Source organism: Nostoc sp. (assembly GCF_036917455.1).
Taxonomy (GTDB): domain Bacteria; phylum Cyanobacteriota; class Cyanobacteriia; order Cyanobacteriales; family Nostocaceae; genus Nostoc.
Genome location: NZ_JBALDK010000138.1, coordinates 1 through 20,507, shown reverse-complemented (window position 1 = coordinate 20,507; position 20,507 = coordinate 1). Strand labels below are relative to the sequence as shown.

Here is a 20,507-nt window from a genome sequence, read left to right as displayed (position 1 = left end):
GCGATCGCTAAAATTTTTGTCAATAAGCAAGAATTAATGAGATTATTTTAAACCTATTGAGAATACATTAGTCTTATTGACATGATGCGGCTGCTCTGAATCGACATTGAGCAAAATAAAATAGTTGCTCTTTTGTGTTGGCGGTAGGCCACGGTTATCTCGTTCCCAGTGCTGAGTAAAGAAGTGAGATTCCCTACTCAGCATAATTTTCTAAGTTCTTGTTGGTCTAAGAGCCAACATTGGAATCATCTCTGTCTGTGGAATTTTTAGATTCTTTAATGCCTTCTTTGACGTTACTAGCTCCCTCTTGAATGCTTTCTTTAAGGTTACTAGCTCCCTCTTGAATACCTTCTTTGAGGTTACTAGCTCCTTTTTTAATGGCTTCTGTGGTGCTAGTGCCTCCCTTTTGCAGATTCTCTTGGTGATTTTTTAGCCGATCTACAACGTTGTAGTCATCTGCACCTGCGGGAGTTTTTGATTCAACAATACCTTCTGTTGGGCCACCGATCGATTTCCATGCCTCAAGACCACCTTTGAGTTGGGAGACATGCTGAAATCCATTAGAACGAAGTTGCTGTGCGGCTTGGGCAGTTTCTTCTTCGTTAGCACCGTAAACGTAGATATCACGACTTTGATCCAAAGAAGGTACTGCACGCTCTACCAATTCATCTATTGGCATGGGCATTGCTCCCATAATGTGACCTTGGTTGAAGGTGTTGCGATCGCGCACATCTAGGATTGTAAAAGCTGGTTCGCCCCATTCTAGACGAGACTTCAGGACATGAGCATCAGATTGTGCTTCTATTGGTTGTTGTGGAGGAATGATGCCGCCGACTAAATTGTTTACCATAACTTTTTCTTGTTGACGATATTAAAAGCAATCTAACGGACTCAACATATTTAATTGCTCTTTCTCTGGGATGAATATCCTCAAACTATTTCTTTAGATAGACTGGATAATTCAAATATTTTCTCCCATTTAATCCATTGCCAATATAGACAATATATAGTATATAGGAAAAAGATTTTTTCTTAACTTGATTAAATATATTTTGAAGTTACATTTTTGATATTTAATTATTGAAACACATTATAAAGATATGTAAAGTGATTAAATTTTCTACCTAATTAATCAAAAATATTCAGCCATTTTTCTAGGAATTACGTACCTTTTTTATATCTGCAATCGTTTACAATAATGTCTCTTCAATTTCTTGCCGTACTATTTCAGTTAAGCCAAGCCAGTAACCTTTTATCAAAATAACCCTAACTGTTGGCAAATTTGTACCAAACAAGAGCGGGAAACCGATTCACCTGCAAAAAATTTGGAACCTGGTTGACGTGTAAGACCTAAAGCTATTGCTAATTTATGCTGACTCCAATTTTTATCTGTTAAAGCTGTTTTTGCTGCTCTTATACCTTCTGATGATGCTCTCAGTCCTTGGCTTGTAATAGTCTCAGGCTGAAACTTGTAGTATAGTGTATGCTTAGAAGGGTAGCTACATGTAGATGCACGCTGAGTAAATTTTCGTAGTCCCTGTTCAGAAGGAGATACCCATTGCTTAAAGTCCGCTTGAGTAGGTAGAATTGAAAATCTAGATTGGCTTGTGGCTAGGTTTGTAAGCCTTTGTGAAGAACTAATTAGTCAGGGAATGCGTTGTTTTTCCAGATTTGTATCAACTGCTGTAGTATCTGGCTTCTGTCTAAAATATTTGTGGTTGGAGAAATGCTCTTCAATTACACTTACTCTTAAGTATAAAAGTCAAAAAATATACATTAAAAGAATCAAAATTATACACAAATCATACACAAACTATACATTTTATCGGCATTCCACTAGCTGAACTTTTCATAAACTTCATCGAAAATTAATTGTACACAAGTACTACAGTAGCGATCGGACTCAGCAGAGACGCGCGTGAATCCACTCTCAACAGAAACACGTAAAGCAAAACTGGCGCAACAGCGAATCGCCCAATCTACAATAGGCAGCATTATGGTTATGATTACCGCGACTACTCCCAAAATTATGATTGTTGATGACGATTTCGGTGTGAGAAATCTCGTTCATCGTTATTTGAGTCGAAAATATCAAATAGAGGCGGCAGCTGATGGTAAAACTGCCTTATCAATGTTTGAACAATTCAACCCAGCTTTAGTAATTCTGGATTGGAATTTGCCGGATGCTAACGGTTATAGCCTCTGCCAAGAAATGCAGAGTCGTACTAATGTTTTAGTACTGATACTGACTAGTAGAACTGATGAGGCTGATAAAATTAAAATCTTGAGTGCAGGGGCTGATGATTTCATGACTAAACCGTTTAGTCTTGCAGAAATAGAAGTGAGAGTAGAAGCTCTTTTGAGGCGGATACGCTACATCAACCCTTCACCAACACAACGAATTATTTTTAAGCATCTAGTAATTAATCCAGAGGGTCGGGAGGTAACACTTAACGATAAGCCTCTGGCTTTAACAGCGCTAGAATTTAATATCTTACATTTTTTGGCAAGTCATCCTAATCAAGCTTGGAGTCGCCCACAGTTAATCCAAAAAATCTGGGGTTGCGACTACATAGGAGATGGCCGGGTGGTTGATGTGCATATTGGTCAGCTTCGCAAGAAGATGGAAGTCGATCCTAGCGTACCAGAGTTTATTAAAACTGTACGCGGCTATGGTTATAAGTTTGAAGCTACCGACGAAAATACTAATTCCTGAGCTTTCCAATTTTAGGGGTAGTTTATAAAATGAGACAGAAATGGCTGGTAAAATTAAGATCCAAGGCAGGTTTGGTGATTAGGAACAGCTATTTATTCCTTTACGATAAGTTGTATTTCTAGACAGAATCATTCATCACATTCCTTTTAGCCAACTTTTGACTAACCAACTCAGCCGCTAAATGTATTGCTGCTTTCATACTCGTAGCATCAGCAATTCCCTTACCTGCAATATCAAACGCTGTTCCATGATCGGGTGAAGTCCGAACGAAAGGAAGACCTATGGAAGTATTAACTGCCCGATCGAACGCCATCAACTTCACAGGAATTAAACCTTGGTCGTGATAAAGTGCCAAATAAGCATCAGCAGGATTTTGTACTACAGAATTTCCATACCAAGCTTGACCAGGCTTAACCCACATTGTATCTGGTGGTATCGGGCCATTTAACTGTAATTGGGGTCGTTTTCGCCGCTCTTGCTCCAACCAGGGAATTAACCAATCTTGTTCTTCACGTCCAAGTTGTCCCTGTTCGCCACTATGGGGATTCAAACCTGCGATCGCAATTCTCCCATTTCTTATCCCAAAATCACTCTCCAAACACTCCACCAATAAATCCAGTTTTTGTGTCAACAACTGCGGTGTCAATGTATCCGCTACTTGATGTAGAGGTATATGTGTGGTGGCTAGTATTGTGCGGAGTGTCCAATTAGTATGGGGCGATCGCGCTACAAATAACATCCCAAAACAGTCAACACCTGATTTTTCTGCCAAAAGTTCCGTTTGCCCTGGATAATTATACCCTGCGGCTTTCCAAGCAGATTTTGCGATTGGCCCTGTGACTATCCCATCAAATTTACCAGCGAGTGTTTGAGCGATCGCATATTCCATATAGCCAAAACTAGCTGCACCACTAGCCGCATTACCTGTTCCTGGGATAATTTGACCTTTAATTTCCCTACCCACCTGCACATCAATCACTGACAACTCATCTGGATTTGCCAGAGGTGCTAAATTCTCAGTTAAATTTAATTTGTGATAAGTCTGTGTCAGCAAATCCCAGTTACCCACCACTGTAACGTCATATTTTTTACTAATTTCCGGTTCTGCTAAAGCTTTCAAAATCACCTCCGGCCCAATCCCAGCCGGATCTCCCAGCGTCAACGCCAAACGCGGGCGGTTATCTTGGCGAAAATTCACTAAATTACCTTGGTTATTTTGATACATATAATTTATTCATAATAATTATCATCAAGTTTTTCGGCATTTCCCCATCTTCTCCGCTCCCCAGTAGGGATTGCCCCCCAAACCAGTAGGGATTACTTGCTAAACTAGTTTAAAATTATTTACACAGGTCTAATCCTACAGCAACTCTTGAAAAGCTTCTGCTAGACCTAGTTTACACACACTAATTTGCATAAGGAGAATCACACCAATGGGCGGCGAAATTTTGAATGCAGCTCTATTGTCCTTCGGTTTAATCTTCGTGGGCTGGGGCTTAGGTGCTTTGTTACTGAAAATTCAAGGCACAGAAGAGTAATTGAGTGCTGAATTAGGAGTTAGAAGTTAGGAGTTCTTAATTCTCCCCATTTCCGACTCCCTTTTTCATTGAAAAGTTCTGTTCGTCCCAAGTCGGCATTCATACTTTTCGCTAACTGGGAAAAAAGCTCGTTCGGTAAACGGACAGCGATTTTCCCATGAATTTTTCCATAAAAAATGATTTTCTGAGAAAAGATGTAAACTTTTGTTTGCATAGGTTATTCTGATAACATTCTTTTCATAAAACATTAAAATTTATTACAAACCTCATGACATTATTAATCGTCGGTGCCACTGGCACCTTAGGAAGACAAGTGGCTCGTCGTGCAATCGATGAGGGATATAAAGTGCGCTGCCTCGTGCGGAGTAGCAAAAAAGCAGCTTTTCTTAAAGAATGGGGTGCAGAACTCGTACCAGGAAATTTACGTTACCCGGATACCTTAGCGGAAGCTTTAGTTGGTGTAACCCAAGTTATTGATGCCTCTACATCTCGCCCTACGGATTCACTGAGTATCAAACAAGTAGACTGGGAGGGCAAAGTAGCATTAATTCAAGCAGCAATTGCAGCAGGTGTAGAACGTTTTATCTTCTTTTCAATTTTGGATGCCGATAAATATCCAGAAGTACCGCTAATGGAAATTAAGCGATGTACAGAATTATTCTTAGCTGAATCAGGCTTAAATTATACCATCTTGCGGTTAGCTGGTTTTATGCAAGGGTTAATCGGTCAGTATGGGATTCCAATTTTGGAAGCACAGCCAGTTTGGGTTACAGGTAATTCTTCTCCCATCGCCTATATGGATACTCAAGACATTGCTAAGTTTGCAATCCGTGCATTGAGTGTGTCCGAAACGGAAAACCAAGCTTTTCCTGTAGTTGGTACTCGTGCATGGAGTGCAGAAGAAATTATCAACCTGTGCGAACGCTTATCTGGAAAAGATGCCAGGGTAACGCGGATGCCGATAAGCGTACTGCGTGCCGTGCGGGGCTTAATGCGGTCTTTTCAGTGGGGATGGAACGTAGCCGACAGGCTAGCGTTTACAGAAGTATTGGCTAGTGGTAAACAGCTAAATGCTTCAATGGATGAAGTATATACAGTTTTTGGTTTAGATCCACAACAAACCACAACCCTAGAAAGCTATTTACAAGAGTACTTCAGCCGAATTATGAAGAAGCTCAAAGAGGTAGACTACCAGAAAAATAAGAATAAAAAGCAGAAACCTAAAAAAACTCCTTTTAAACAGTCTTCAAAAGCCAATAGTCAATAGTCATTACAAAACAGACATTAGTCATGAAACTCTACATTCTGGATATTTGACTCTAGATTAATGACTACATGACCAAAAATGTGTAACGATTACATAATACAAAGCATCGCCTAAACTTGGATATTTGAGTGTGCCGAAAGCAGGCATTATCTACAATGACATTAAGCCGATAGCGGGTCGTGTCGCTATCGAGTTGAAAGACAAGCTAACCGCAGCCGGTTGGGATGTGTGTATCACATCAAGTATCGGTGGAATATTGGGCTACTCTAATCCAGATAGCCCTGTATGCCACACCCCCATTGACGGTCTAACGCCCCCTGGTTTTGACTCAGATATGGAATTTGCAGTGGTGTTAGGGGGAGACGGCACTGTTTTAGCAGCGTCTCGTCAGGTAGCCCCCTGTGGTATTCCACTATTAACAGTGAATACCGGTCACATGGGATTTTTGACAGAAACTTTCCTGAATCAATTGCCCCAAGCACTAGAACAGGCAATGACAGGTGAGTATGAAATTGAAGAACGAGCCATGCTCACCGTCAAAGTATTTCGGGGAGATGCAGTACTGTGGGAAGCCCTCTGCTTGAATGAAATGGTACTGCACCGAGAACCTTTGACCTCTATGTGCCATTTTGAAATTGCCATAGGTCGTCATGCACCAGTAGATATTGCGGCGGATGGTGTGATTGTTTCTACCCCTACTGGTTCTACAGCTTACTCATTGAGTGCTGGTGGCCCAGTTGTGACTCCTGGCGTACCTGTTTTACAGCTAGTACCTATTTGCCCACATTCTTTAGCTTCTAGAGCATTAGTATTTCCAGATACTGAATCGGTCAACATTTACCCAGTTAACATTCCTCGGCTGGTGATGGTGGTAGATGGTAATGGAGGGTGCTATGTCTTTCCAGAAGATAGAGTATATATGGAGCGATCGCAATATACTGTCCGATTTATTCGCCTGCAACCCCCTGAGTTTTTCCGAATTTTGCGAGAAAAATTAGGTTGGGGTTTGCCACATATCGCCAAACCAACTTCGGTAGAATTGCCGTAGTTATTGGGAATGGGGAATTGGGCATTGGGCATTGTTAAAGAGACAACTGACCAAACAGAAAATTATTTCTCCATTCCCCGTTTGCTAATTTCCTGCCAGAATCACTGGTGTACGGATAGGTATTTGGAGTGAGTTATTAAGATTGCATCGAAGAATCGATGGCTGACACCTGAACGTGCTAAAACATCCTTAACAGCATGTCAAATCAGGGTTGATCCATCACTAAAAACTCGTAATTGCACTTTATAACTGATGTAAAGATTTTCTCTGGAATATCTTTACAATCTCAAATCCAATATCCCAAATTGTTATGACAGTTGCTCTAAGTCCCTGTGTTTTGGTGATTGAAACCGATGAGAGCCTAGCAAATCAGCTTTCTTGCGATTTGCAAGAAGCTGGCTATGAATCAATTTTGGCTCATGATGCTACCAGTGGTTTGCAATACTGTCGCGATCGCCAACCTGCTTTAATTGTTTTAGATCGGATGCTAGCAGGAGAATCAGGACTCTCATTGTGTAAAAATCTGAGAAGCACTGGTATGCGATCGCCTGTGTTGGTTTTAATGGCAAGAGATACCGTTGACGATCGTGTAGCTTGTCTAGAAGCCGGAGCGGATGATTACATCCTCAAGCCTTACCGCTCAGAAGACTTTTTAAAGTTAATTCGCCTCTACTTAAAACCTGATGTGGATACCACGGAGCAATTACGCTTTGGGGATCTAATTTTAGACATCGCAACTCGCCGTGCTATCCACGGGGGACGGGCAATTGACTTGACAATGAAGGAATTTGAACTATTAAAATTCTTAATGGAACATCCCCGTGAGGTATTAACTCGCGAACAAATTTTAGAAAATGTTTGGGGTTATGACTTTCTGGGTGAATCGAATGTCATTGAAGTGTACATCCGCTACTTGCGCCTCAAAATTGAAGATGAAGGTCAAAAGCGGCTTATTCAGACAGTGCGCGGCGTAGGTTACGTTTTAAGAGAATCCTAGTACAGAAGTTTACCTACTTTTGACAATTTGCTCAAGTGCATTGTCTAGTTATAGAACTTACGTAAAACTACAGGCGGTAGGGTCAATTCATGAATTGCTCCTACCTAATAAGGGTTTTGACTATTATTTGCGTAAGTCCTGGTTAATTAAGGCTAAAAAAGGCTGTGTATTACCGGACAAATAAAAGCCGTGGGTTTTATAGCTTAAATTCTGTAAAATTGAAATCTAAATCACAAAATCAAAAAGAATTATGACTCGTTGGCTAGGTTTACTCTCGATGTTGCTGAGTGTTTTGTTGATGGGTTGTTCTGTACCAACAACAGCTAAACCTCCAACCCCTACGCCTGCTTCTCAAACTCCAGCACCAGAGAGTTTAGGCCAAAAACTACCAATTTCTGCTAAAGCCATTGTTCCTAATGGAACAATTATTCAGCTAGAAGTGGCGAAGACACCACAACAGCAAGAGATGGGGTTGATGTATCGACCAGCTTTACCAGATAACCAAGGGATGCTGTTTACTTTCTCTTCTCCACAATCAATTAGTTTCTGGATGAAGAATGTACCTGTAGCCTTGGATATGGTATTTTTACGGGACGGTGTAGTTAAATACATTCAGGCTGCTGCACCCCCTTGTGCAAGTGAGCGTTGTCCTACCTATGGCTCCAATACACCAATCGATAAGGTAATTGAACTTCGCTCTGGAAGAGCTGCCGAATTGAAGTTGAAAGTAGGCGATACTATCAAAATTCAGTATTGAGACTTAGCTGTATTGTATTGCGGTGATAAAGATTTGGATGATTGCTCTGTTCAGAGCCTATACTACCGAAGTATGTGTTTTTTTTGTAAAAAATGTCACGTGTTGTAGCAAGAAAGTCATCTGTAACGCTACTATTTAAAAACTGTGGTAATGATGTAAAATTCTACTGTCTCCAAGCTGAAATCGCACTCTTAAAGTTTGGTTGCAAAAATATTCCCTTGGGCGCAAGTGTAAATAGTCGCCAATAAGAGAGTATAGGCTATGGAATCTTTATTACTACATGTGTCATTAAATAAAGCACAAAAGCAAACAAGATGGAGCCAATTTAATTTAGTAAAAATGCTGCTTGAGAATCGAGCAGATGATTTGTACGAAAAGTTCTATTTCTCAGACTTTCTATAATAAGCCTGGTTTAAAGGCAAATTTCAAAAACTGTGCTGGGGTGTATAGCCGATAACGGCAAAGTGACAGATAAAATACTGGCTACTAGCTACCAAGCAATGGTGAACTCATATATGACAATACATTCGGTACAAGGAGGTGAGATCGAAATGTCACCATCGAAATATTCTCGACTGATTAATTTTTTGCAAGAAGATTTGGCAATTTCCACAGCATCGCTGGCGGTTGCACTACGCCATCGGGAGCAAGACCCAGGCCCTTTGGCAATGATTCTTTGGCAGTATGGTTTGATTACTCTAGAGCAGTTAGAACAAATTTATGATTGGCTGGAGACGGCATAGATGATGCCAATTTTGGATTTTAGATTTTGGATTTTGGATTTTGGATTAAAAGTCTCTAGCAAACGGTTATTACTGGAATCTCAAGCCTTAATAGTATCTATTATGCAAATTTGGGATTATACTAAGTTGCCAAAGTTAGTATTATCTGGTGTAAAAGGAGCTGTGTGACTATCTCCGAAGCAAATAATATTATCTAGGGCAACTTGGTATAATTTAAGAAAACTAAAGCATGTCACATCAACTCTAATCTATACAAAGATTGATATATAAGTTTATTAACTCTGACGGTTTATACTCATTTATATACAAATAAAAAGAGCAAGTTAAATTATTAACTCGCTCTTTTTATTTAGTTCGGATTAATTAGGACTGACTAAACACTTTAACTGCTGCTGCTATACCAGAACCAGGCGTAAAGTCTTCGTAGCCAAGTTCTGTGAGGGTAACTTCTAAGGATGCGATACAGCTAAGGATATCGCGATCGCTCACAAAGCCCAAGTGACCAATACGGAAAATCTTATTACTCAAATGGTCTTGACCACCTGCTAGGGCAATATCAAAGCGTTTTTTCATCAATGACCGAATCTTATCAGATTCAATTCCCTGTGGTGCTACAGCTGTAATTGCTGGACTAGCAGAACTATCTGCTGCGAACAGGGGTAAATTCAACCCTTGAATGGCGGCGCGGGTAGCATTTTTTAGCCGTTCGTGTCGAGCAAATATTGACTCCAAGCCTTCCTCTTTCATAATTCGTAACGTGGTGTGCAGCGCTACGATCAAGTTTACTGGGGGAGTAAATGGAGTTGTATTTTTGGCTGTGGCTTTGCGATATTTGCCTAAATCCAAATAATATTTCGGTAGCTTCGCAGTTTTGTAAGCTTCCCAAGATTTGGGACTGACAGAGACAAAACCCAATCCCGGCGGAATCATATAACCTTTTTGAGAACCGGAGGCGACTATATCCAAACCCCAAGCATCCACGGGGAGATTGAACGCACCCAAGCTAGTCACAGCATCAACGATAATTAAAGCTTCACCGTGTTCTTTGACGTGGCGGTTGATGGTTTCTAAATCATTCAACACACCCGTTGAGGTTTCACTGTGAGTAATAATTACAGCTTTAATTTCCTTTTGGGTATCTGCTTGGAGTTTTTCGGCAAATACTGCGGGGTCTAATGGTTTTCCCCATTCCACCTTAACTTCTTCTACATTCAAACCGTAGGCCTGGCCAACTTCTACCCAACGTTCGCCAAATTTACCATTAGAGCCAACTAAAATGCGATCGCCTGGAGAGAGAAAATTAATTATTCCAGCTTCTACAGCACCCGTACCACTGACATTTAATGTCAGCACATCACTTTGAGTTTGATGCAACCACTTGAGGTTTTCTGTCACCTCTGCCAATATGTTGCTAAATTCACTGGTACGGTGTCCAATCGGATGCTTGGCTAATGCCAGTAAGGCAGCTTCTGGCACCGGGGTTGGGCCTGGAATCATTAGCATCAGCTTATCGTTCATGTGTCTATCCTAAAAGTCAAATAAAAGTCAAAATTGTGGGAAGTTGGTTTATTCTGGTAGCGAATTCTAGATATTTACCTACAAATTACACTCAGATGACCATCAGTCTTGTTGTATATTTTCCAAATTCATAGGAAAAGTATCGTGGGAGTTAATCATCGGTCAGCTTGACCTTTGCAATTTATACGAGACTCCAACTTAGATAAAACCTCTGTTCTAGGCAATCTTACCATACACTTAGACACCAGGCTAAGACCTTGGTTGTAAGTGAGTGCCGATTGGAGACTAGCGGGAATCGTCGGTGAAAAAGCTATGTTTTGCTTCAACGAAGGAAGTAACCGCCTACACTATGCGGAAGAGTTGGATGTCGCCGTTTGTGAAGATATAAAAGATACCAAACATAAACTTTTCAATCTGCTTTCGTGGAGGATTGATTCTTGAATTGCGATTCTCTAAGGAATACCTCTATCTATTGAGGAGTTGATGATTTATTTCCGTCTAAATCGCTTTTATATCAATATCCAAGCCATTTATAGCTTACTGAATGATGATTTTTAACTGATAATTTACCCTTCATTTGCCACCAAATTTGAGATATCTATGCTACTAATTGCTGTACATTTTGAAATCGTACCCAGTGGTAGATGATAGCTAATCAACTATCCGTTTTTATACTACACTTAGAAACTTGCTACATTTGTGCTTAGTTTTATTAGTTACTATTCATGGTGAGTCGTTTTTAACTAGTGTTCAGTTTATAAACTGTCACTCACCAGATCCCTTGTTTTCTCGTAAAAGAGATATTCTTAGTTAGTGCAAGGAGTGATACCATTTCACCAGATGTTTGTCACAAGTTATCCCCGCAATGCTCCCCGTTCAGGGGGTGTTGTAGATTTCAAATGTTGCATCAAACGAGTGAGTTGGTATAAGCTTTTACGGAGAAGCGCTTGAGTGAGCAAAACTCTCAAGCGCTTTTTCGTGTATAAATTAGAAGATGGCACTATTATTTACATTGAAGCCACAAAGAAGGGTAGAGTCTTTATTTTCTAACCAACTGGAAAAGAAAACTCAGCAATCATGAGTCAGAATATTGATGCTGCCAAAATTTCTATTATCATTGCGGCTATTAATGAAGCGAGGAATATTAAAGAAACAATTGCTACTACTCAAAGTCGTCTAAATATAGAAGTCATTTTAGTAGATGGTGGCTCTCAAGATGATACTGTAGCGATCGCTCAGTCATTAGGTGTCAAAGTTATCTCATCATCTCCCGGTCGTGCTGTGCAAATGAACGCGGGTGCTGTAGCGTCTGTCGGTGAGATTCTGCTATTTCTCCATGCAGATACCCGTTTACCGACTGGGTTTGATGAGATGATTTGCACAGCGCTACAACAGCCTGGGACTGTAGCTGGTGCATTTAATTTGCGGATTGATGCCCCACTTTTGAGTTTAAGGTGGGTGGAGTTGGGTGTAAAGTGGCGATCGCATTTTTGCCAAATGCCCTACGGCGACCAAGCAATTTTTTTAACTAAGGAATCATTTCAGCAAATTGGTGGTTTTCCTGAATTGCCTATCATGGAAGATTTTGAACTCATCCGTCGGTTAAAACGCATCGGACGCATTGTAATTATCCCTACACCAGTTCTTACTTCAGCGCGTAGATGGTTGCAAAAGGGAGTATTCAAAACTACACTACTTAATCAATTAGTCATTATTGCTTATCTACTCGGCGTTTCACCTGAGCGAATTCGTAGCTGGTATCGCCGAGAAAAATTTAAGGGAATTAAACTGTTTCTCATGTAGGTAGTATATCTTAGAGGCATTGGATTGGAGGTGTAGGTTTTAAACTTGAGCTTCAGAAGGTCAACGTCGAGCCTCAGAAGGTCAACGTCGAGCCTCAGAAGGTCAACGTCGAGCCTCAGAAGGTCAACATTGAGCTTCAGAAGGTCAACGTCGAGCTTCAGAAGGTCAACATTGAGCCTCAGAAGGTCAACATTGAGCTTCAGAAGGTCAACATTGAGCTTCAGAAGGTCAACATTGAGCCTCAGAAGGTCAAATTTATAAAAATGAAGAAGCGTTTATTAGCTTCCAAACTTAAACTGCTACTCCTAAGTTGCCTAATTCTCACTCTAATAATTGTCGCTAAACAGTTGAACATTCAGGGACTTCTACAGACCTCAGTCATTTGGGTTGAGAGTCTTGGGATTTTAGGGCCTATCGCTTACATAGTCATTTACAACTTAGCAACATTACTGTTTATACCAGGTTCCCTCTTAACGCTCCAAAGTGGTTTTCTGTTTGGAGTATTTTGGGGGTCAATATATGTGCTAATTGCTGCAATGCTTGGAGCAACCTTGGCTTTTATCGTTGGCCGCTACCTTTCGCGAGATTGGGTTTCTCGACAAATGGACAAACATCCTAAATTTAAAGCGATTGATTTAGCAGTTGCTAAAGAAGGATGGAAAATTGTCTTGCTAACTCGTCTCTCTCCCGTTTTTCCTTTCAATTTATTGAATTACGCTTTTGGAGTAACACAAGTTTCTCTGAAAGACTATATATTAGGTTCCTTTGGTATTATTCCCGGTACTGTAATGTACGTTTATATTGGTTCTTTAGCTGGTAATCTTGCCATGATTAACACGACTCATCAACCAAATACTCTAGAAACTCAAGTTTGGCAATGGGTAATGCGAGTAGTTGGGTTAATTGCTACTGTTGCCGTAACTGTATATATCACAAAAGTTGCTCAAAAAGCATTAGCTCAAAGTGTAGCAATCCAAGAAATAACAATTCATGACAAAACTAACAATCATTCAGATATTTAAAAGTATTGATTTTAAACACTTGCAAAAATTTTTTAGTCTAAGTACATTAATATTATTGATATTGGTAAGCGCTTTTTTATTAAATACAGACTCGGCTTCTGCACAAGAATCTCTAAATCCAAATTCTTTTAATCCCCAAGCTATTTTACGCGAAGCCTTACAGTGGATTGATAGCTTGGGTGCGTTGGGAGCTATAGCTTTTATTGCCATTTATATTATCGCTACCGTCGCTTTTTTCCCAGGTTCTATTCTCACATTGGGAGCAGGTGTAATTTTTGGTGCAATTTGGGGTTCTCTCTACGTATTTATCGGTGCGACCCTTGGCGCTACTGCTGCTTTCCTTGTGGGACGTTATTTAGCAAGGGGCTGGGTCGCTGGTAAAATTGCAGATAACAAAAAATTTGCCGCCATTGACCAAGCAGTTGGTGGAGAAGGATTAAAAATTGTCCTGTTAACGCGACTCTCACCCATATTTCCTTTCAATTTATTAAATTATACCTTTGGCATCACGGGAGTATCACTTAAAGATTACTTCATCGGCTCTATAGGGATGATTCCCGGAACTATTATGTACGTTTATATAGGTTCCCTTGCAGGTAATCTAGCCATGATTGGTACTGAAGCTCAACCTAGCAACCCAACTTTACAATGGGTAATTCGGATTTTGGGTTTAATTGCGACAGTCGCCGTTACAGTTTATGTCACCCGAATTGCACGCAAAGCTTTAGAAGAGGAATTGTAGGACAGCATAATTGTGCTACCCCACTGTGGTCTGTTCAACAGCAAATTGCTGTAAATTATCGATTGTTAAAAGGTTTATACAGGAAAGCTTCAATCGAATCTGTCAATTCCCAAACGGACAAAATAATTCAAAGGCTGTATTCCTTATTAAACAAGCATAAAAAATAAAAGACTGAGCCGCCTTAATTTATCGGGATTCCTAATTTTGAATTCCCCAAAAGGCAGTTGACTTTAGTATTTACAATTCTTAGAAGAGGTTTAACTAATGACCAATTCAGATTTAGAGAGAGTCACGGTTCGCCCAACGGATGAGTATAACCAAAAGTTAGTGTCTTACGTCCATCCGCCAAATTGGGTTAATCCTCAACCGGCAGATATTTACGATTTGGTAGTAATTGGGGCTGGTACGGCCGGATTAGTGGTAGCTGCGGGGGCTGCGGGTTTGGATTTGGGTTTAAAAGTGGCGTTAATAGAAAAGCATCTCATGGGTGGAGATTGCTTAAATGTTGGTTGCGTACCATCTAAAACTATTATTCGGTCTGCCCGCGTCGTTGGCGAAATCTGGGATGCTAAAGAATTGGGAGTTAATATTCCCCAACATAATATTGATGTTGATTTTCCCAAAGTCATGGCCAGGATGCGGCGGGTAAGGGCTGATATTAGTCATAATGACTCGGCGGAGCGGTTTCAAAAGTTAGGTGTCGATGTCTTTTTAGGTAGCGGTCGATTTGCAAGTAAAAATACCGTGGAAGTTGGCGACCAAACCCTCCGGTTTAAAAAAGCTGTAATTGCTACTGGCGCAAGAGCCGCACAACTGTCGATTCCGGGAATTGAAAAGGCGGGTTATCTAACTAATGAGACGGTTTTTTCCCTAATTCAACGACCGGAACGTTTGGCGGTGATTGGTGGCGGCCCCATTGGTTGCGAATTAGCGCAAGCTTTCCGGCGCTTGGGTTCTGAGGTGGTACTTTTCCATAGCGGTTCTCATCTGTTGAATAAAGAAGACGCTGAAGCTGCTGAAATTCTGCAAAAGGTTTTAATTAGCGAAGGAATTCGCGTGGTTTTGAATTCCAAATTAGAAGAAGTGGTAACTGTTACTCAGGGGAAACGGCTTTACTTTTCCTCCAATGGTCATCGAGATTCGGTGACAGTAGATGAAATTTTAGTCGGTGCAGGGCGATCGCCAAATGTGGAAGGTTTAAATTTAGAATCAGTGGGGGTGAAATACGACAAGCGCCAAGGTGTAAAGGTAAATGATTACCTCCAGACGACCAATCCCAAAATTTATGCGGCTGGCGATATCTGCATGAACTGGAAATTTACCCATGCTGCTGATGCGGCGGCGCGGATTGTAATTAAAAATACGCTGTTTTCTCCCTTTGGTTTAGGGCGCTCGAAACTCAGTAATCTAGTGATGCCGTGGGTAACTTATACCGATCCAGAGATTGCCCACGTAGGCATCTACGAACACGAGGCGCAGAAATTAGGTATTGAAGTGACGACAATCAAGATACCTTTTAATAGTGTAGACCGAGCGATCGCAGATGGTGAAGAATCAGGATTTCTCAAAATCCACCATAAAAAGGGGTCTGATGAAATTATCGGTGCAACTATTGTCGCCAGTCATGCGGGTGAAACGATCTCAGAAATAACTACAGCAATGGTGAATAAAATCGGCTTGAGTAAATTAAGCAGTGTGATTCATCCTTATCCCACTCAAGCCGAAGCTATAAAAAAGGCGGCTGATGCTTATCGCCGCACACTCTTAACATCAAATACCAAAAAACTATTGGGATTTCTGACAAAGTTATCTTGAGCAAAATCAGCGAATAGTTACATAACTATTCGCTGATATGTCATCTCTAAACAAATCGGAAGCGATCGATCTCGCCTGTGACGAAGTTTGAAAAATACAGATTACCATCTTGTCCAGTGGTAATTTGTGTAAATACTCCTTGGTCTGCCGTCAGGGTCGCAAACCGATTAACTGAGACAACTTTGCCGCTACTATCGAATTTCAAAGCATCGATAGTTCCTTGACTGAAATCACCAACGAATAAAGATCCTTGATAGATTGAGGGGAAAGTACTACCTGTGTAAAAGTCACCCACAATAATCGAATTGGAAGAAAAATGCTTGTAGGTGTAAGCTGGCGCTGTAACTGCTTTGCCACTATTATAAAAATCTTGCGCCGCATCTAGGACAGCATATTTTGGTTGTTTCAGACTGACAATATTGCCATTGGCATCAAGACCACCTTCATAGAATGGCCAGCCAAAGTTTTGTCCTGGTTTTCCGATATTCACCTCTTCGTAAGTACTGAAGCCAACATCACCAATATAGGGGGTATTAGTGTTCTTATCAATTGTGAACCGGAAGGGGTTACGCAGACCAAAGTCATAGACCTTGGAACGATTGCTATTGGGATCGCCATTGTAGAAAGGATTACTTGATAAACCTTGACCTGTAATCGCATCAATATGCAAAAGCTTACCGGACAGATTATCGATATCCTGGACGCGAATTGCTCGCGGATCTATGCCATTGTAAGAAGTGCCATCTCCGAAGCTAACAAACAGAGAACCATCAGTACCAAACTTTACAGTACCAACTGAGTGAGAGGCGCTATCGTTGGCGACAAAATTCTGGATATTTTGGACTTTATCAAGATTATTGAGATAATCTTGCAAGCTGGTGAACATCTTACCAGTATCTTTGTTGATAATTCCTGATGGTGCGTAGCCAAGTGTGACATCTGTGCTGTCTCCATCTGGGTGGCTGATATTATCCCAAGTGCCATTTGTGCCTATCAGCACAACTTCGCTGCCAGCAATGGCAGTAGTGTAATTAGTGTTGGGATCGGCTGTGACGCGAGTTAGCCTTCCAGTCCGATTCGCTCTCTTGTCGCGATCGTCCAATGTGGTATTGGGGTTGTTCTTAGGGTTTTTTGGATCGGTTTCTGGTGGATCGTAACTATACAACAGGTAAACGTAGTTGTTACCGTTTGGATTTTTGCCAAAATCTGGGTGTACGGCAATGCTTAACAAACCGCGATCGTTAACATCACTTACCTCGTCAGAAATATCGATAAATGGTGTTGCTAATAAACTGCCGTTTTTCATTATTCGCACTACCCCATCTTTCTGGGCAATGAACATGGTATTACCGTCAGATGTCCAGTCAAAAGCTGTGGGTTGAGTCAAACCAGAAGCTACCGAATCTATAGCAAACTTACCAGAGTCATCATCAAGAATAGTGATAGTTGTCTGTTGATTAGTTAGTTGGACTCCAACTGCGTTACTAAACTTCAAAGTAAATGCTTCATTTGATTCCGCAACATTGTCATTAATTATAGGGATAACAATTGTGTTGCTGACTTGTCCTGCTGCAAAAGACAAGGTTCCAGATACAGTCTGGTAGTCAGATCCCGCTTTCGCAGTTCCATCCATAGTTACGTAGTTCACACTAGCAGCTCCGATAGCGTTACCGCGTGTAGCTGTAACCGTAGCAGTACCATCACCCTCATTAACTACTGGCTGACTGAAATCGATGCCAGAGCGATCGTTATCTTGAATCGTAATTTGGAGAGTTCTTTGGAGTCCTAGTGCTGCCCCATCTGGCTGCTCAATAACAAAATTAAACGTTTCATCTGCTTCTATTAAAGAATCGTCATTGATGGGAATAGCTACCTGTCTGCTGCTTTGTCCTGGTGCAAAAATAACTGTTCCACCGCTTTCAGTGCCTTCACTTCCGTAGTCAACTCCTGCTGTGGCAGTCCCAGAGAAGGTGGCATACTTAATTGAAGATGTGCCACTTAGATCACCTGTCCTCAGTAATGTGATGATGGCATTACCAGCACCTTCGTTTACAGTCGTGGAAGCCGATCCTAATGTGATGGTGGTTGGAGATTCCGGCGAATACAGTTGAGATTGAGGAATGATTTGCTTTGTCTGAGAATTGCTTGACCAAGATAGTTGCGAAACGGCACTATATTGATTGTCGTAGTATTCGAGTTTGATATCATACTTCTGACCTGCAACTAATGCGATCGAGCCACTGTATTCTGTGGCAGATTGATCGACAAACTTATTGATGAGTAGTTGATTATTTACCCACAGTCGCACACCATCATCACTAGTGGTATAGAAGTTGTAAGTCTCGTTGTACTTGGCTTGCACCTGACCTGTCCAACGGGCTGAGAAGGTATCGACACCGATAGACGGATCTGGAGAACCAGCGCCCCAGTTAAAGTTTACCGTCGGATCTGTGCGAGTTACCTTCAGGTTGGTAAAGTCGGCGTTGTCGTAATACTGGGCTTGTAGTCCGTTGCCATTACCAGGTGCGTTGAGATTACTATACAGTTGTGACTGAGGAATGATTTGCTTTGTCTGAGAATTGCTTGACCAAGACAGCTGGGAAACAGCACTGTATTGATTTTCGTAGTATTCGAGTTTAATATCGTACTTTTGACCAGCAACTAGTGCGATCGAGCCACTTGATTCTGTGGCAGATTGATCGACAAACTTATTGATGATTTGCTGACCATTCACTGACAGTCGTACACCATCATCAGCAGTGGTGTAAAAGTTGTAAGTCTCGCTATACTTGGCTTCTACTTGACCTGTCCAACGGGCTGAGAAGGTATCTGCACCTATGGAAGGATCTGGAGAACCCCCGCCCCAGTTAAAGTTTACCGTCGGATCTATGCGAGTTACCTTCAGGTTTGTAAAGTCGATATTATCGTAGTACTCTGCTTTCAGTCCATTTCCCTGAGAGAGCGCAGTGGCGCTAGCCCGAGCAATACTGGATTGTGTTGGATCGATGGTTTGTAGAGCTGATGGAGTAACTGTTGAACTTGCAGCTACTGACAACGGTTGATTAAGAACCTGTGAATCACTCATTGAGATATATGCCTCACAATAGTACTAAAACTAATTCCACAATCAATGCTTGTAGATTAGTTTTATGTTGAATGGTTTCAAAAAAATGCAGAATGATTTGAACTTAAACATATTGATAAGCGGAGCCTTATTTGCCTATTAATATATTTATTAATTTCAACACTATTTCCCTCAGTTGCTAATACAAATTATTTATATTTATGCTCCTTTACTGCCTATTTGTATCAATGCAAATAAAACAATATGAGGCTATATACGTTGCTATATCTTCTTTAAAAGCATGTATATAGAAAAACACTTATGAGCAAGAAGCGCTAGAGACTACTTTAAGGGCATATTAGTCCTTATGAATCTTTATCTTCTTTCAAGAAATTTCTGAATTTTTGATGTATGTAAATTCCGTTTGGTGAATTTAAAAAATCATAAATTACCTCTCTTGAGAGCTTCTAATCTCACCTTTGTGCTAATGCATAAAGTTGAGGCAAAGGAATACCCGATTACAGAATATACATACTTAAGTAATAAAAAGCGTAATTTGACATATCTATTTTTACGTATTGTTCTATGATTAATCAATTACACATTTGACACCAGAACACCGTGTTATGTCTATCTTTTTTGTGGAACTTTGTTTAAATATTCACATTGCTCTATCCTTTTTTAAAGGAAGATCAAAGTTTTGATGATTTTTAAATAAAAATTACCAACACACTGGATGATCTCATGTTTTTTGGTTGCATAGTTATTAATTACATGAAAATTCTATAAAGAAAAGTTTTAATATTTAAAGATTTGAAAAAGTGTTATTTATCTATGCTTGATATTGACTATCAATTTATATATTTGCTAAGTAGATCGGCGCAATTAAAGCTAACTGGGAAAAACTGTCATTTATCCTTTGTCGTCAGTCATTAATCAGGTTTTAAGCATGTTTATCTTTCTTAACATAAGTTGATTTATTCCCGCCAAGTTACTTACGATAAGCACTAGCTAGGTTATTTGATGAATTACTGGCCATAAATCGTCAATCATCCCTTAAAACAACGGAGTTCAGCAGAATGCCAAGCTATAACCCTAATATTGGGTTATTAAGCTGATACTGTTGGGCGAATCATGACGCTAGAGTTAATTTCCTTGAAAGAAAACTTTACAGTATCTCAAATCCTAGAGCGAATTCACAATTTAGCTAATCCCAGTGAGATAATTTATTATCTTTATGTCACTGATGCGGAGAGGCATTTAATAGGGATTGATATGGTTGCAGGAGTTAGTCTACATCCCAGCCTGAGTAAAATATTGGCGAAATTATGACCCGTAATATGGTGTTTATCCACACTTATATAGACTAAGAAGAAGTTGCAAGATGAAGCCAAAGATATGATTTTCTGGCTGTATCTGTGGTAGATATAAAATAGGTATAGTAAGTATTATTACTATTAATGATGTAATTTATATT

The 20,507-nt window shown here is 40.4% G+C and carries 15 protein-coding genes and 1 pseudogene; 11 read left to right on the top strand and 5 right to left on the bottom strand.

Translation table 11 applies throughout. The features are described from left to right. Positions 1-403 precede the first annotated feature (403 nt). A pseudogene (locus V7K42_RS14095) lies at positions 404-850 on the bottom strand (rhodanese-like domain-containing protein); the annotation flags it as partial. A 1,146-nt stretch (positions 851-1,996) separates the two neighbouring features. On the opposite strand from V7K42_RS14095, the gene V7K42_RS14090 reads away from it, so the two are divergent. Further along, positions 1,997-2,716: a response regulator transcription factor gene (locus V7K42_RS14090; RefSeq protein WP_334917154.1), complete on the top strand. Its 720-nt coding sequence runs from the start codon at positions 1,997-1,999 to the stop codon at positions 2,714-2,716. Between the two features lie 118 nt (positions 2,717-2,834). On the opposite strand, the gene pdxA is transcribed toward V7K42_RS14090, so the two are convergent. Further along, a complete protein-coding gene (gene pdxA, locus V7K42_RS14085) occupies positions 2,835-3,941 on the bottom strand; it encodes a 4-hydroxythreonine-4-phosphate dehydrogenase PdxA (RefSeq protein ID WP_334917106.1) in 1,107 nt (368 codons plus the stop codon). A 208-nt stretch (positions 3,942-4,149) separates the two neighbouring features. Here pdxA and petM point away from each other — a divergent pair, with 208 nt between their 5' ends. Continuing rightward, complete coding sequence (gene petM / locus V7K42_RS14080; RefSeq protein ID WP_094344256.1) at positions 4,150-4,254, top strand: cytochrome b6-f complex subunit PetM; 105 nt, start codon at positions 4,150-4,152, stop codon at positions 4,252-4,254. Between the two features lie 19 nt (positions 4,255-4,273). On the opposite strand, the gene V7K42_RS14075 is transcribed toward petM, so the two are convergent. Further along, positions 4,274-4,468, bottom strand: a complete 195-nt coding sequence (locus V7K42_RS14075; RefSeq protein ID WP_334917104.1) for a hypothetical protein — start codon at positions 4,466-4,468, stop codon at positions 4,274-4,276. A gap of 54 nt (positions 4,469-4,522) precedes the next feature. Between V7K42_RS14075 and V7K42_RS14070 the strand changes: the two genes are divergently transcribed. From V7K42_RS14070 to V7K42_RS14050, 5 genes are all read left to right on the top strand, one after another. Next, positions 4,523-5,521 carry an SDR family oxidoreductase gene (locus V7K42_RS14070; protein WP_334917102.1) on the top strand — a complete coding sequence of 333 codons (999 nt, stop codon included), beginning with the start codon at positions 4,523-4,525 and terminating at the stop codon, positions 5,519-5,521. Positions 5,522-5,651: 130 nt separating this feature from the next. Next, a complete protein-coding gene (locus V7K42_RS14065; protein WP_334917100.1) occupies positions 5,652-6,569 on the top strand; it encodes an NAD(+) kinase in 918 nt (305 codons plus the stop codon). 310 nt (positions 6,570-6,879) lie between these two features. Next, complete coding sequence (nblR, locus tag V7K42_RS14060) at positions 6,880-7,566, top strand: response regulator transcription factor NblR (protein WP_094330901.1); 687 nt, start codon at positions 6,880-6,882, stop codon at positions 7,564-7,566. 250 nt (positions 7,567-7,816) lie between these two features. Beyond that, positions 7,817-8,323: a DUF192 domain-containing protein gene (locus V7K42_RS14055; RefSeq protein ID WP_334917098.1), complete on the top strand. Its 507-nt coding sequence runs from the start codon at positions 7,817-7,819 to the stop codon at positions 8,321-8,323. A 515-nt stretch (positions 8,324-8,838) separates the two neighbouring features. Continuing rightward, positions 8,839-9,066: a DUF2949 domain-containing protein gene (locus V7K42_RS14050; protein WP_334829759.1), complete on the top strand. Its 228-nt coding sequence runs from the start codon at positions 8,839-8,841 to the stop codon at positions 9,064-9,066. A 363-nt stretch (positions 9,067-9,429) separates the two neighbouring features. Here V7K42_RS14050 and V7K42_RS14045 read toward each other — a convergent pair whose 3' ends face one another. Then, positions 9,430-10,584 carry a pyridoxal-phosphate-dependent aminotransferase family protein gene (locus V7K42_RS14045; RefSeq protein ID WP_334917096.1) on the bottom strand — a complete coding sequence of 385 codons (1,155 nt, stop codon included), beginning with the start codon at positions 10,582-10,584 and terminating at the stop codon, positions 9,430-9,432. Between the two features lie 1,077 nt (positions 10,585-11,661). Here V7K42_RS14045 and V7K42_RS14040 point away from each other — a divergent pair. The 4 genes from V7K42_RS14040 (at position 11,662) to V7K42_RS14025 (ending at position 15,966) form a co-directional block, all read left to right on the top strand. Continuing rightward, a complete protein-coding gene (locus tag V7K42_RS14040) occupies positions 11,662-12,387 on the top strand; it encodes a TIGR04283 family arsenosugar biosynthesis glycosyltransferase (protein ID WP_334917094.1) in 726 nt (241 codons plus the stop codon). Between the two features lie 263 nt (positions 12,388-12,650). Continuing rightward, positions 12,651-13,409 carry a TVP38/TMEM64 family protein gene (locus V7K42_RS14035; RefSeq protein WP_334917093.1) on the top strand — a complete coding sequence of 253 codons (759 nt, stop codon included), beginning with the start codon at positions 12,651-12,653 and terminating at the stop codon, positions 13,407-13,409. After that, a complete protein-coding gene (locus tag V7K42_RS14030; RefSeq protein ID WP_334917091.1) occupies positions 13,378-14,151 on the top strand; it encodes a TVP38/TMEM64 family protein in 774 nt (257 codons plus the stop codon). Before V7K42_RS14035 ends, V7K42_RS14030 begins: the two co-directional genes overlap by 32 nt. 264 nt (positions 14,152-14,415) lie before the next feature. Then, positions 14,416-15,966: a mercuric reductase gene (locus V7K42_RS14025; protein WP_334917089.1), complete on the top strand. Its 1,551-nt coding sequence runs from the start codon at positions 14,416-14,418 to the stop codon at positions 15,964-15,966. Between the two features lie 46 nt (positions 15,967-16,012). Here V7K42_RS14025 and V7K42_RS14020 read toward each other — a convergent pair whose 3' ends face one another. After that, positions 16,013-19,051, bottom strand: coding sequence for a PA14 domain-containing protein (locus V7K42_RS14020; RefSeq protein ID WP_334917087.1), 3,039 nt, complete (start codon positions 19,049-19,051; stop codon positions 16,013-16,015). Positions 19,052-20,507: the final 1,456 nt, after the last annotated feature.